This is a genomic window from Rhodoferax lacus (assembly GCF_003415675.1).
GTDB classification, from domain to species: Bacteria; Pseudomonadota; Gammaproteobacteria; order Burkholderiales; family Burkholderiaceae_C; genus Allorhodoferax; species Allorhodoferax lacus.
In genome coordinates this window covers 1-13,461 of record NZ_QFZK01000037.1, presented here as the reverse complement: position 1 = coordinate 13,461, position 13,461 = coordinate 1, and the positions used below count along the sequence as shown (strand labels likewise).

Sequence of the window (13,461 nt, the reverse complement as noted above, 5' to 3'; positions counted from 1 at the left end):
GGCAAAAATACAGAAAGGGGAAGCTCCAGATGTAGACTTATCCACAATCGAGTAGCCAAAAATACCTTTAAACCGTGTGGCTCAAAATTCGACTGCAAACTGGCTCAGATTGACGCTGGAATCAACACCCAGTGGCGCAGCACATCAAAACCCTTGTGTGGCTCAATGCTCCGGTACAGCGCAAGACGATGACTATAGAAGCCCCAAGCCAAGTGCGGCGTGCGTTGAAACGAGCGAGGTGATGCGATGCTGGTGAAACCAATACCAGCCTTTGCCAATGCTGGATACGCCTTCCAGAAACCTTCGTTGCCCCGAAAGTCAGGCAACCCTGAGTCCACACCAATACCAGCACCGGCCGTCAGGATGATGCCGTCGGCCTCAGCAATCAGTTTGGCTGCGTTGGAAGCCGCGTTGCGCGGCCAGGCGTTGGGGGCGATGTCCATTCGTATCAATCCCAGTTTCCCTCGATGCAGGCTCCCATTATGGGTCGCTATCATTGCACTATGAAGATTGACCTCGACCCTGAAAACATCCAAGTTGCCATGGACATGTGGCGCAAAGCTACCGACATGGAAATCCCGTTGGCACCGGAACTGCGAAGTCATTTCTTTACCCGGCGCGGCAGCATTCTTGAAGGCTTCGTCAAGACGGCAAACAACTGGATCATGCTGCTGAATGGTTGCGATGCAACTGGCGATGACCTGGTAACCCTTGATGCCCTGCGCAAGGAGATCACCGTTTTCAAGAGCTGGGCCGAAAGCGGCATCGACGAACTTGCCAAGCTTGCCGCAGAGGTGAACTCAGGTAAGGGCTAGTTGTAACTCTGTAGTACGGACCGGTGCTGAGACTACACTTCGCCCTCCCTAAACATTGCGGAGAGCAACATGACAACAGCACCCAAAAAAGAATCAGCCTTCATGAAGGCCCTCAAGCCCAGCGCACAACTGGCCGCCGTCGTGGGCGCCGATCCACTCCCCCGTACTGAAGTCATCAAGAAGCTGTGGGAATACATCAAGGCCCACAACCTGCAAAACCCAGCCAACAAGCGCAACATCCTGTGTGATGCGAAACTGAAAGCTGTACTCGGTAAGGACGAGGTCACGATGTTTGAGCTCACCGGTCTGGCAGGCAAGCACCTGTCGTAGAGTGAACAAATGATTTTCAAATTCAAAAGCACCTTCTTTTCGACCTTAATCGTTCTTTCCGGAGTAGCCAATGCTGCTGCCAATATGCAGGAAATCGAAACCAAGACTGAACTTGGATGGGACGTTATTGCCCTACACAGGGTCTGCGCAAAATACGACGAATCATCTGGACATGACCTAATTGCAGTCAATGCAGAAGCTTCATTGTTCAGATACGTTCGCTTGTCTAAACTAGTCAAGAACACGTATCCCGAAGTGCACACACGCAAGGTGTGGTTGCGTGAGCAGGTCAATAGTGCTGCCTATTCATACCAAGAACAGACCGAGTCGCGAGCCGCAGTGATCGCCGAATGCAAGAAACAAATTAAGCATTCAAAAGAGTTTGTGAAATCGCTAGGACTTCCGCCTGAGTGAGCAACACACTGATAGAGGCCTCTTAGCAATAGTGGGGGATCGTTGTATCCCCTACTGGCTTTTTGGTTGTAGGGTACCCCACCATCCTTCGCTTCATCCCCGCCACCGCCTTAATCTTCCTGGCCAGCTCCTGCGTCGAATAGATCGATGTCGTGTCAACGGACCCAGTGAGGTTGCAAAAGGTTGCATGACGCAATAAAATACAACCCATTTAAAGAGGTTCAACTATGGCTGTTGCTATGAAACTTTCTGATTCCCTGGTGGAAGACGCCAAGACGGTGGCTGCTGCCGAACATCGGTCAGTACCCAAGCAGATCGAATACTGGGCTCGTATTGGAAAGGCGGTCCTAGACAACCCGGATATGCCACTGCAACTGATCCTGGAAACGATGCTGTCCCGTGAAGAATCCAAGGCTGGCCAAGTTGTGCCCTACGTTTTTGGGTGACTGATGCCTCTGGTTCTCAATTCAACGAAGTCGTTTGACCGGATCATCAAGAAGCTACACGCCAAAGACAAGAAGGTCTTGGATGATGCAGTGAAAGTCATCCAAGGAAACCCATCAGTAGGCGAAGAAAAAAGAGGTGACTTGGTTGGTGTTTTTGTCTACAAGTTCAAGATGAACGGACAGGAAACTCTATTGGCGTATGAACTGCACCCAAACAAGAAGAAACCAACAACGATTCTGTTGATGGCGGTGGGGCCGCATGAGAATTTTTACGCTCAATTGAAACGAGCGAAATAGCGCGATACAGCAAAGTTCTTGGCGCCACCACCAGCTCACCGCCCTGCGCTCTGCTCCACTGCGCAACGGATGCATGCAAGGTTCGAATGAGCGGCAGGTCAGCTCAGGCCGCTCGAACCTCGTTGAGCAAGTCAGGGTGATGGTCCAGCACCTTGAGCAGCTTGACTAAGGCCAGAGGCGGTTTGGTCTTGCCGTTCTCGTATCGAGAGAAGGCGTTGATACCGCCGCCGAAAATTTCGCCGGCTTCACGCTGTCCAAGCTCAAGCTTCTTGCGAACTGCAACGATGAATCCGGGGTCAACGATGGCGGCATTGACCTGCTTATTGAACGCATTCATTTCGCGCATCACGCGTTCTGTCTCCACCATATCCGTGATGGACTCATCGCAAGCAGGGCAAAAGTCCGCGGTCACTGCGGGAATAGTCGTGGTTTCACCTTTGTAGGTGTAGGGCAAATCGCGGGTGTCGTGGATGAGTTCCGCCGCGCCACAAACAGGGCATTTCATATTCATAGCTCCTTGAAAGACACAATTAGCACGTCATCAATGACCGTCAACTTCAGATACACGTCGCCTGCGTCCGTGGACGGACGGTACACGTCTTGCCAGACCTTGTTATCTGCATGTGTTGTCATGCTCTTGTAGAAATCGCTCGGTGTCAGTGCCATCAGCACCGCCAGCATCTCTGCTAGTTCCATTCCCAGCGCGGAAGCTCCAAGTCGAGCCGAATTTGTCGCGCGCACTTTGCCGGTCTCCACCAAGGTTTTCACCTCAATCAGCCTGCAATGCGGGGTTCGTTTCTCCATGCGATTACTCTAACCTACTTGGTATGTCTTGGCAAGTAGGTTAGTCCACATTTGCAACCCTTCTGCGCATCCCCGCCACCGCCTTGATCTTCCTGGCCAGCTCCTGCGTGGAGTAGATCGATGTCGTGCCGATAGGAGGCACTTAACTCAGCCGCATATCTGTGTCCAGTGTTTCTGGCTTGCCAATGGACACCAGTTTCATGTCGGGGTGCGATGGGTTGATCAGAAAATTGAGCTCGGCAGGCATCACTGCACTGGGCACGACCAGCACACAGCTTCGTGATTGCTGCAGCCATTCGCCACCAAGAGCCTGTAGAGCTTCGCGACCTGCATGGGTTCGCCAGTCCTTTGGCAATTGGTTCAAGTCCAATGCTTCTACGCTGACACCCTCAGATAAATTAGCTGGTATCAAAACATAGTGGGCTCGCAAAGGCTCGTCTTGCACGAGCATCTCCAGCAGTGCCAGCGATCGACTCTCAGCCGTATAGATTACTGACTGCCCCACCTGATTCCATCGTCCGCCATACAGCCTTGCACCTTCACCAGAAAAAGCCTGGTCTGCAAATCGGCGTGTTGTGATTCGCCACACCGTGCGCTCTGATACAGCAGCCGCCATCAGGCAAAGACACCGTGCTCAATGCGCCCCAATGTAGTTAACACGGCTCCTGAGCCTAGTTCGGTGTCAAGAAGTGACAGCGGGATGTTTCCTCCCAGCGCTGGGTTTGGGCTTTTCAGCCAGCTCAATGCTGCACGTTCGTCGTCAAACACATACACCGCGCGCTCAACCACTTGGGCCAAGCGCACCATCTTCCCGGACTCATCTGGGCTCAATAGGCCCTCCTTCTTGCGACGAGCCAGGGTACGCTCAGGGATGTCAAGCGCTTTGGCTAACTCGGACTGGCCAATACCCATTACTCGCACCGCAGAGTCTACGGCGCCTGCAGATATGCCATGGCGTACGAGAGCAATCCACTCAAGAACGGAACGCGGGAAGGTGTGCAGTACAGGCTCGCCTCCCAATACCGATGCGGCTGACAAGCCCAAAACACTTTCGCTTGCCAATGTAGCTGCGTTCATAAATAAACCTTGTTTGATGCCATTTGGCACAAAGTTTATGCAAATTTGTCTCTTTTGTCAAAGCCAGCAACGCGTTCAAACGACTTATGCCACGACCCTCCGCTTCATCCCCTGCACCGCCTTGATCTTGCGAGCCAGCTCCTGCGTCGAGTAGATCGAGGTCGTGTCAATGGACGCGTGCCCTGCAAGCTCAGAGGCCACCTCGATTGGCATGCCATCCACCAGCGCCTGGCGCACAAAGGTATGGCGCATCCAGTGCGTTGATGCTTTTTCGAACCGGCGTGAATCCAGACCCACCACCTCGGCCGTCTTTGCTGCTTGGCGGAAAAAACGCTTGAGCACGGCATAAATGCCAGAGGCCGACAGCGCAGTGCCCCCTGATTCGTTCTTGGCGCCAACCACCAGCTCACCGCCCTGCCCTCTGCTCCACTGCGCAACCGAGGCATGCAAGGTTCGAATGAGCGGCAGGTCGGCTTGGTCCTCACGTGCGAGGTCATCTTCCAGGAAGTCGCCGCCATGCAGTCCAAGCAGTCTGACCACATCGGGATTCAATGGCACCTCGCGCGTCTTGTTGCGCTTGCCAGTGACCGTCAAGATCCATGTCTCGGGCAGGTCCGGGAGGGACTCCAGTCGCAGGTCCTTGTGCCGGGCGTTGGCCAGCTCCTCCAGGCGGATGCCGGAGGTGACCAGCAACTCCAGAATGCATTTCAACCTCAGGTTCTCAGGCCCGGCGGTCTGCGCATCCAGGCAGTGCAGCACGTGCTGCCACTCGTCTTCCGTGAAGGAGCGCTTGATGTCCATTTTGGAGGCCGGCAGATCAAACGACTTCATGATGGACCGGAACGGGTTGGCCACGAGATACCCAGCATCCACCAGGCCACCGTACAGGGTCTGCAAGATCACCAGCGCCTGCTTCTGTGAGGCTGGGCTGGGCTGCGTGCGGAATGCCCTCCAGGCCGGGTCAGTTCGCTTCAATGGAACCTTCTGGATCCACGTGCTGGGCACGGCCTGCAGGAAGGCTCGGTACTTCATCACATCGGGTGCGGTCACGCTTGAAAGTGGCTTCCTCAACTCCTGCGCGCACCACAGCAGATACCGCTCAGCCTCCTTGCGGTAGGACCTTTGGGTAGATGGCTTCTCGGCATAGCGACCCAGCCAGATGTCTACCGCCTCCAGATCGTTCTTGGCGCCCAGTGTGTTGGCCATGTGAGAACGGAAGTCGCCGCGCTCACCGGCCAGATGGGGCGTGGCCTGCATGCGAGCAAGGCCGTTCGCAGCCAGCGTGCCTGCACCGAACCGTGCCAGTCCTTGGGGAGCGCCGATAGCCGGGACCAGCGCCGCCACGCGCAACTCCTGTTTGCTCTTGGGCTCATTCACCGTGCCGGAGATCACCAGGTTCAGGTGGTCCTGTTCAAGGATCAGCCATTGCAGAACCTGTTGGGCACGCAGCACACCAAAGCCCTTGATCTGCGAGTGCCAGCGGTAGCCGTAAACATTGATGAAGCGCACCAGGTCGCCGAGGGTGATGATGCCGACATTGCGCATGACCTTCACCACCGGCTTGGCAAACCAACTCTCCAGCCTGTCCGTGGCGGCCGGGATCACAGATAGCACCGTCTCCAGGTGGTTGAGCGCCCTCACCCGGTCGCCGACGACATCTTTGAGACCTGCGCCTGCTTCCTGCGCATCCGCATTGTCCAAACCGAAGTGCGCCTTGTACTCATCCAGCAGATCAGCTTCTGACCACATGTCCGGATCCATGCCCTCCGCTTCTGCCCAGTCCTCAAGCGATGGAAGCTCAACGGCTGGTTTGACTTTGGCATCGCTGCGCAGCAGATCCAGCAGCTGAGTGATCTTGGCTGATGTGGGCAGCGTGGCATCCAGCGCCCTGCCCGCTTCAATGATTTGCTTCAGTAGCCCATCACGCCGATTCTGGACATAGCGCAGATCGGTGGTGGTCTCGGCCCAGGCCATGTAGCGGTTGAAGCTCTCGGCCAGATCGAGACCGAGGATGCTGGAGCGCACGAAGGCGAAGTGGTGAACGCCCAGGGCCCTGGCCTCTTGCATGACCTTTGCGATGGAACCCTTTGGGCGGCCAGGCTTACGCTTTGGCTGAACGCTATGAAAGAGGAGGGCCTCGATGGCTTGCTTGTGCTGTTCCATGGGGTGCGCGTCCTTGGTTCACGTAGGGTCGGATTTGTGTGACGTTCAGAGGAGAAAATGGGCCCCTGGGTGTCACTCAAGTTGAAAAGCTTCTTTTAGATTGGTTTTTATTTCGTTGTGATTATAGGGATAATCATGACGTACAACAGATTTAATAAACCTCGCGGTCCGTCATTTGAAGAGAAAAATCCGTGGCCGGAATGGGCCTGGAGGGGCTTCCTAGAAGCCTAGTCAGGTTCCGGCAGGACCTATTGCAGGCCCTGAAACTTCCGCAGGAAATGTACAACGAGCCAGACAAGCGCGCACAACACAAAGACCAGCCAGGCACGGCCATGACGCCGCCCTGCCCTAGCGCCCCACGACCGGGCAAACCGGCGCTTGAGCTCCTCAGCCTGGCACTCTTTTGCCTTGTCTGGAAGGCGGTAACGGTTGCTCATGCCCACATCTTCTCACTTCGTTCCGCAGGATTCAAGCGGCCTCAATTGACCTGTCATCCAAACTGGCCAACAAGTAATCATTCCAGTCCTTGTGCTGCGGCGGCGTGTGTCGATCAATTTTCATGCCCACAGGTGCTAATCCGACCACTTTGGCAGCGAATCTGTCGCCAGCTGGATCCGCGTCCATTGCAAGGACCAGGCTAGCATCGGGAAAGGCCTTCAGTAGCGTTACCAGCTGACCTTCCTGGTCCGGACAAAGCGCCGATCCCCCGGTGCTGACATACATCGTGTCCTTCTGCGTGGCGTGGTGAAGCTGGTAGTAGCTCATCAGGTCGATGGCAGCCTCCGTAATCACGATACGCCGCGGTTCCTGCCCTTCCGGGTCCTGCCAGGCGAAGTACAAGCCTTTTTCGCCGCCCTTGGAGAAACCGGTAAACGAGTGCGTCTCTCCCTTGGGCGGACGATTCTTCACCTCGTAGCCGCACCACTGGCTGAATTTGTTCAAGTGAGGAAAGAGTGCGTTGCCGTACTCCCCTTTTTGGACTTGAAACGCTCGAAGTGTCTCGGCCGAGATCCCGCGATCTTTCGTCAGATAGCCAGGGCCACATTCAGAGTACTGCGGGGTGCTTACGACAGCCTCAGCGATGGCCTCCAGATCCTTGTCAACGGTCACAGGCGCCAGGGCCATGATTGCCTGCGCTGTGACCTTCCTGGCGGCCGGCTTCTTGGCATCAGGTGCATAGCCTCGCAGGATCTGCCGAACAGGGATCGCTAGATCTTCCGGCCTCTGCCCTGGTTGTCCTGCCCAGCCTTCCTTTCCATTGAGCCCGCAGCGGCAGCTGCTGTCCCCGTCGGTTGGATGTTGGCGGTTCGAACCGTATGGGCTAGATCCTTAAGGTATTCGGAAATTTTTTGAAATTTGGATCGCTTTTCAGTTCAACGCCCAAGGATTGGTCACATCACGTTGAGAGCCTTTCTAACGATCTGATTTGCTCCGAGTCGCTGTTGCATCACAGAACCAAAACAATCACTTGGCGGTGCCCTGTGACGCCCCCTGCTTAGCATCCACAGCCCGTCACATCCGTGCGATACGATCAAGCCAGCAAAAACATAAATGCAATTGGGAGTTAAAAGCATGAATTCGAAACGCCGCCTTTTGGCGCTGCTGGCCGCCACGGCCGCATTCCTTTCCCTAACCCCAGCCCAAGCTGCTCTGCAAGCCCGCGATTACAACAACGATGGGACAATCGATGGCCTGTACGACGCGGACCTCAACGTCACCTGGTTGAGCAACGCCGGCCTGAGCTCATTGAGCACTTTTGCCCAGGCATCTTCCTGGGCGAGCAGCCTGGTAGTTGACGGGATTTCCGGTTGGCGCCTGCCGACCGACAGTGTTGTTTGTGCAGGCTACAACTGCACGACAAGCGAGATGGGCCACCTCTTTTACACCGAGTTGGGAAGCACAGCCCCTCAACACATGAACGCTGGCGACCTCCAGTTTCTCACATTCACCGGCTACTGGTCTGGAACCGTTGACTCTGCCAGGAGCGGTCAAGCATGGGCTTTCTCAACCATTGATGGCCAGCAGTTTTCAGCTGCGAACAGCAACAAGTACAGCGCCCTTGCCGTCCACAGTGGCGACATCCTGGCGGCCGTTCCCGAGCCTGAGACCTTAGCCATGCTGCTGGCAGGATTAGGGTTGATTGGAGCTATCGCGCGCCGCCGCAAGGTACAGACTACTTGAAGGCAGGTCGTGCTGGCATTGAGATAGGGCCTCCAACGGGGCCCTTTTTTATGAACTTTCTATTCATAAATCTCATGTTGGGAGTAGTGGAACCGTTCCACCCCCTGCAACTTCAAACGGCATTCACAAAATACTCAGACAAAAAAATAGGGGGGTGGAACGGTTCCACTCCCCTACATGGCAGCTTGTTTACTGCTTAGGAAAGCAATGCTTTGATTGCCTTCTCCACTTCACTGAATCGTTTTGGATCGATGTTGGCCAAGCTGATAACAGCCGATCGTTTCGAGGGATCCAGCTTTATTTCAGCTGACTGACCATCTTTGCCTTTGACCACGACCTTCTTCGCAGCAGGGGGTGGAACCGTTCCACCCCCCTCCAGTAGGCGGGTCAGAACCTGCGGGGCTTTGAGCTTGACCGGCGCAGCCAACAGTTCTTTGGCACGGGACAGGATCAGGTCCGGGTCCTTTTGAATGGCCTGGGTGAGCAATGGCGCCCAGCGGTACTGCAATTCCAAGGGATTGGAAAAGGCATTGATCACATCTGCCGGCAATCGGGCAAGGGCCAGGGCTTTGCCCAATTGGCTCAGGTCAATAGACGCCGCTTCCGACAGCTTGCGGGCTGAGGGAAAGAGGCCTTCGTCCAACGCCTTTGCATAGGTCGTACCTGCCTCCCAGGGGCTGAGTGCTGCACGGGCACGGTTTTCCCGGTCCATCTGACAAAACAACTCCGAGTCAACCAGATCCTCAATCACGGCCAGCACGGGGATGTCGAGCTCAAGGCAGGCCCGGTGGCGGCGATGGCCAAATACTAACTCGTATTCGCCTGCAACCGTCTTCGAAGGGCGTACCTTGATGGCCTGGATGTTGCCACCAGCAGATTCGATTTCAAGCTTCAGTTCCGCAAACTCTACGCCGTCATAAGAGAGCTCATTACGGTTCGCCCACTTGCTTGGTTTGATCAGCTTCGGATCCAACTTGCGACTCGGATTTGCGTCACCGAAAGCTGCTAGCTTTTGCTTGAGCTCTATGTTTTCAGCGGTGACTTGTTCATCCCGAAATAGCGCATCAGCATGCATGCCAATCGCTGTCTTGGCGCCAGAGGCTCGATTCACTGTTGCCAAGCCGATGTGGCTAAGGTCGACCTTCGGTTTGTCTTTAAGCGCCATTTGATTCTCCTGTCTGACGTTTCCATGCCGTGTTGATTTGTTCCTCGACCAATTCGACCACGCGCTCATAGGCGTCATACGCGCGCCGGTAAGTTCGGGCGTTGATGCTAGCCGGATCGGTGTCATAGACCGTTCCAAACTCAGCGCTCGCACTAGCTGTCAACGCCGTCTTTGGTATCTCTACTGGCAAGACCATACCGGCATATGCCGCCGTGATCCACTCCCGCACCACACTAGACGATGCATCATTGGCATCGACACGAGCCAACAGCACATCTACAAAATCAAAGCTCTTTGACTTGCCACGATTTGTCACCAAGTTCGCAGTGAGGTCGTTGAACAGGTTCCAGAATTGTCCGCTTGAAGTGAAGTCCAGCGTGCTGGGTGGAAGAGGCATGATCAAGCCATCCGAAGCGAGGAGGGCGTTGATAGTCAGGTAAGAAAGGGATGGGGAGGTATCCAGGATGATCACGTCATACTTTGTGCGCGCAGCATCAATCCCGTTGTTCAGCACATTCCAGAACTCGAAGGAGCCTTCAGTTTTTTGTCGTGAGGGCAGGGCGAATTCGGCCGAGTAGAGCGCAAGGTTCGCAGGAATGATGTCGATGCCCGACCAATAGGTTGGAGTAATAGCATAATCAACTGACACCTCTGATCCGTAGCACAAGCCAAGAATCGTTTGTTCATCAGCAACGTCCACGTCGGGAAGCAGGCCGAAGAGGGTAGTCATGGATCCTTGTGGGTCCGTATCGATGACAAGGACCTTGTGGCCGCGAAGACTTAGACCTTGAGCTAAGGTGACTGCCGTGGTTGTCTTGGTCACCCCTCCCTTGAAATTGGCTACAGAGATCGTGATGGCCTCGGCGCCCTCTGGTCGCATATGCTTGCTGCGAGTGGTTTGAGCCCAGGTACGTGTGTCTGCCAAGCTGAACTTTCGACGATGGCCGCTTTCCATTTCCCCAACTGGTAAATCGGCCTTCTTCACTCGATAATCCATCTGTGCCTTCTCAAGACCGCAAATCGCAGCGACTTGATTGGTACTGAAAGTTGGAGGCCTTTTCCTTGCATCCGGAGCAAGCATTGTTCCTCTCACACTTTCGATGACTGCACCAACTCGACTGGATGCAGCTATGAGATCTTCAAGCGATACGCGTGTATCCGGCTTCTTTTTGATTGACATGTATTTATTCCTACTAGACGCCAAAAATTTGGGGTTACGTCAATTGTGCGTCTTTTGGGATGACTTTGGAAGTTCGGACTGCTTGAATTGGATAGTTATCCACAGCCTCTCTCCTTCTCTTTTTTAAAGCCTTTAGAAGGTTTAATACCTTTGGCAAATTTTTCTTCAATTGAAACAACGACTTAGCTCACTTTGTGTGAGACAAACCAGGTGAATTGTGAGCTAAACCCCGGGATGTGTGAGAGTAAGCATCTAATGTGTGAGGGAAACCCCGGTACCAGTGCGCTGATGAATTTAATTGCAATTCGTGAGACCCTAGTGCCGCAAACCGCTATTAGAAGCAACAATTTTTGAAGATTTCACATACAACTAAGGGTGTCGGACGCCGCAGTGTGAGACAAACCACGGGGCGTTTAGGCGCGAGACTTCACAAGTGTGAGAAAAACTATGGCCCAAAACAGACGGAAGTGATCATGGAAAAAGATTCTTGACGTGAATAGACCAATCTCACACATAATGAAGGGATGCAAAGCTTAGAGATCATCGGGCCAGACAGAATCGACAAACCGGTATCAGCACTGGCTATGGTTCCTAAGACTGGCACTATCACTCGGGTGGGGCGCCAGGCCTACACACTGATGATGTTCGTAGCAAGGGAGCAAGGAGTTGAGGACCAGGCATCCGGAATGTTTGGTGCACCTCTCAATTCGGTGATCCGGGGATATGACGGCTCTACTGGCTCAGTCAAAGAGCTCAAAAAGCATCTTTTGTCCATGGTTACCCACGTTGTGGAGTGGCAATCTCCATCTCCAGGTGAGACTGAAGAGTGGGGCGCTTGTGGTCTGCTTTCACAAGTAAATCTGAAGAAGAAGAACGGCGAGAACTGGATCTACTGGGCCTACCCTCCAGCTCTGCGACAAGAAATGCTTTACCCGTTACGGTACGCACAAATCAGACGTTCAACGATTGCCCAGTTTCGTTCGCATGCGGGCCTCGCCCTATACGAAATTTGCGCTCGCTACAAAGACAACCCCTCGCATCTGACGAGCAAACAGCACTGGCACTGGTGGCTACCAGTACTGACAGGCAAACCAGTGCCCGACAAAATCAAGACCGAGTTTCGATTCTTCAATAGAGACACTATCAAGCCTGCAGTTGAAGAGGTCAACGAAGTGAGCGAGTTGACCGTAACGGTTCACGAATACAAGGTTGGCCGCTCAATTGAGTTTTTGCAATTCGAAGTTCGTATCAAGTCAGAAGCTATCACCAAAGAAATAAAAGCGATCGATATGAGCAAAGTTGCTCGTGCTATTCAGCTTGGTATTGATGCTGAGATCGCTGAAGACTTGTTCATTCGCCATGGGGAATTAGCCTTTGCAAAGGGCATTGAGCGTCTTGAAGCGAGGTTAGCAATGGGTGGAACACCAATCCTTTCAAGGCATGCGTATCTCAAGAAATTGCTAACTGGGAAGTCAATTGACAAGCCCGTGCCAGTTGAATACCAGCCTGACCACATAGAGTTACCTGTTGTGAAGAAGCCAGATCCAGGACTAGAAGCACAGGCTAACCTTCGAAAAAATGAGAGCGAAAAGCTTGCGGTGGTTCGCACGGAACTCGAAGGCTTAGATCCAATAGCCATGTCACAACTGCTTGTAGAGCTGAAGAAAAACTTCATCGAACGCCAAATGTCCGCTGCCGTCATGAAGAGACTGGAAGATGGTAAATGGGAATCAGCGTTGATCATGGGTGAGCTTGCAAGGTTCTATTGGAAACGCACACGGGGAACAGAATGGAGCGCTGCAGACCCTCTGCCAAATGTAGAACGTGTCGAGCAGGCCGCTCTGTTCTAAATCGAGCACTAAACACCCATGGGAATGCAAGACCGTGATTGGTACCGCGAACTAATGAAAGAGCGCGAGCTAGAAAAGACTCGCGCGAAGTTTGCCGGCTACACCCAGGCGACTGCACCCACTCGGATGAATCGAAAGCGCGGCCAAACTAGCTTGATCGGAATGATCATCTTCTGGACGGCTGTGATGGGCCTGCTGTACTGGGGCATGAAGCACTATCAGCAGGTCAAGCCCGCACAAATCATCCAGGCCGGAGTGATGAGCATTCCCCGATCAACAGACGGGCACTTCTACGTGAAGGGCGCCGTCAATGGAGTGAGCACGACTTTCATGGTTGATACCGGAGCTAGCCTTGTCACTGTTAGCGAGTCCTTCGCGCGAAAGGCCAATATCCATCTCGGAATACCCATCACATTCCATACAGCCAATGGGAATGTTCCCGGCAGGTTGGCAGACCGCGTACCTGTATCCATCGGTGGCGATTCTCAACCCATCTCAATTGGCATCGGTCTGAATATGGAAAACGATGAGGCTGAATCACTGCTGGGACAATCATTCTTGTCAAAATTCGACGTGAGCATGGAAAAGGACAAGATGGTGCTGCGGACACGGGGTAATCCCACCGATTTCCACTGAACCTAAAAGTAGAACAGTTATGCAGCCATGGCCAGATGCTGCTTTGGGGTGAAACCGCCCAGGGCCATATTTGGGCGGTCGTGATTGTAGGACCACATCCATT

Annotated in this window: 16 protein-coding genes and 1 pseudogene; 8 read left to right on the top strand and 9 right to left on the bottom strand. The window is 53.9% G+C overall.

Going from position 1 to position 13,461, the window contains the following annotated elements; genetic code table 11:
* Positions 1-125 precede the first annotated feature (125 nt).
* Positions 126-368 (bottom strand): annotated as a pseudogene (locus DIC66_RS22510) (Sir2 family NAD-dependent protein deacetylase); the annotation flags it as partial.
* 135 nt (positions 369-503) lie between these two features.
* Between DIC66_RS22510 and DIC66_RS22505 the strand changes: the two are divergent.
* The 5 genes from DIC66_RS22505 to DIC66_RS22485 all read left to right on the top strand — a co-directional run bounded on the left by DIC66_RS22505 (position 504) and on the right by DIC66_RS22485 (position 2,302).
* A complete protein-coding gene (locus DIC66_RS22505) occupies positions 504-815 on the top strand; it encodes a hypothetical protein (RefSeq protein ID WP_117180424.1) in 312 nt (103 codons plus the stop codon).
* Positions 816-884: 69 nt separating this feature from the next.
* Entirely contained in the window at positions 885-1,145 is a 261-nt protein-coding gene (locus tag DIC66_RS22500) for an SWIB/MDM2 domain-containing protein (RefSeq protein WP_117180423.1), read from the top strand.
* A 9-nt stretch (positions 1,146-1,154) separates the two neighbouring features.
* Positions 1,155-1,559 carry a hypothetical protein gene (locus tag DIC66_RS22495; RefSeq protein WP_117180422.1) on the top strand — a complete coding sequence of 135 codons (405 nt, stop codon included), beginning with the start codon at positions 1,155-1,157 and terminating at the stop codon, positions 1,557-1,559.
* Positions 1,560-1,786: 227 nt separating this feature from the next.
* A complete protein-coding gene (locus tag DIC66_RS22490) occupies positions 1,787-2,005 on the top strand; it encodes a TA system antitoxin ParD family protein (RefSeq protein ID WP_117180421.1) in 219 nt (72 codons plus the stop codon).
* Between the two features lie 3 nt (positions 2,006-2,008).
* Entirely contained in the window at positions 2,009-2,302 is a 294-nt protein-coding gene (locus DIC66_RS22485; RefSeq protein ID WP_199534825.1) for a type II toxin-antitoxin system RelE/ParE family toxin, read from the top strand.
* Positions 2,303-2,405: 103 nt separating this feature from the next.
* Here DIC66_RS22485 and DIC66_RS22480 read toward each other — a convergent pair whose 3' ends face one another.
* From DIC66_RS22480 to DIC66_RS22450, 6 genes are all read right to left on the bottom strand, one after another.
* Positions 2,406-2,807 carry a type II toxin-antitoxin system MqsA family antitoxin gene (locus DIC66_RS22480; RefSeq protein ID WP_117180420.1) on the bottom strand — a complete coding sequence of 134 codons (402 nt, stop codon included), beginning with the start codon at positions 2,805-2,807 and terminating at the stop codon, positions 2,406-2,408.
* A 2-nt stretch (positions 2,808-2,809) separates the two neighbouring features.
* Entirely contained in the window at positions 2,810-3,106 is a 297-nt protein-coding gene (locus tag DIC66_RS22475; RefSeq protein ID WP_117180419.1) for a type II toxin-antitoxin system MqsR family toxin, read from the bottom strand.
* Positions 3,107-3,248: 142 nt separating this feature from the next.
* On the bottom strand, positions 3,249-3,722 hold the full coding sequence (locus DIC66_RS22470; protein WP_117180418.1) for an RES family NAD+ phosphorylase: 474 nt from the start codon (positions 3,720-3,722) through the stop codon (positions 3,249-3,251).
* Entirely contained in the window at positions 3,722-4,213 is a 492-nt protein-coding gene (parS, locus tag DIC66_RS22465) for a type II RES/Xre toxin-antitoxin system antitoxin (protein ID WP_233506082.1), read from the bottom strand. The genes DIC66_RS22470 and parS overlap by 1 nt, the downstream gene beginning before the upstream one ends.
* Before the next feature lie 54 nt (positions 4,214-4,267).
* Complete coding sequence (locus tag DIC66_RS22460; protein WP_117180416.1) at positions 4,268-6,346, bottom strand: phage integrase family protein; 2,079 nt, start codon at positions 6,344-6,346, stop codon at positions 4,268-4,270.
* Positions 6,347-6,814: 468 nt separating this feature from the next.
* Complete coding sequence (locus DIC66_RS22450; RefSeq protein ID WP_117180414.1) at positions 6,815-7,471, bottom strand: DUF3991 and toprim domain-containing protein; 657 nt, start codon at positions 7,469-7,471, stop codon at positions 6,815-6,817.
* Between the two features lie 447 nt (positions 7,472-7,918).
* Between DIC66_RS22450 and DIC66_RS23535 the strand changes: the two genes are divergently transcribed.
* The gene (locus DIC66_RS23535; protein ID WP_233506081.1) at positions 7,919-8,527 is read left to right on the top strand and encodes a PEP-CTERM sorting domain-containing protein; all 609 of its coding nucleotides are present in this window, start codon (positions 7,919-7,921) and stop codon (positions 8,525-8,527) included.
* A 196-nt stretch (positions 8,528-8,723) separates the two neighbouring features.
* Here DIC66_RS23535 and DIC66_RS22440 read toward each other — a convergent pair whose 3' ends face one another.
* The gene (locus DIC66_RS22440) at positions 8,724-9,692 is read right to left on the bottom strand and encodes a ParB/RepB/Spo0J family partition protein (protein WP_158558986.1); all 969 of its coding nucleotides are present in this window, start codon (positions 9,690-9,692) and stop codon (positions 8,724-8,726) included.
* Positions 9,682-10,872, bottom strand: coding sequence for an AAA family ATPase (locus DIC66_RS22435; RefSeq protein ID WP_117180412.1), 1,191 nt, complete (start codon positions 10,870-10,872; stop codon positions 9,682-9,684). Before DIC66_RS22435 ends, DIC66_RS22440 begins: the two co-directional genes overlap by 11 nt.
* A gap of 524 nt (positions 10,873-11,396) precedes the next feature.
* Between DIC66_RS22435 and DIC66_RS22430 the strand changes: the two genes are divergently transcribed.
* Both DIC66_RS22430 and DIC66_RS22425 read left to right on the top strand, forming a co-directional pair.
* On the top strand, positions 11,397-12,722 hold the full coding sequence (locus tag DIC66_RS22430; RefSeq protein ID WP_117180411.1) for a replication initiation protein: 1,326 nt from the start codon (positions 11,397-11,399) through the stop codon (positions 12,720-12,722).
* 18 nt (positions 12,723-12,740) lie between these two features.
* Positions 12,741-13,358: a retropepsin-like aspartic protease family protein gene (locus tag DIC66_RS22425; RefSeq protein WP_117180410.1), complete on the top strand. Its 618-nt coding sequence runs from the start codon at positions 12,741-12,743 to the stop codon at positions 13,356-13,358.
* Positions 13,359-13,461: the final 103 nt, after the last annotated feature.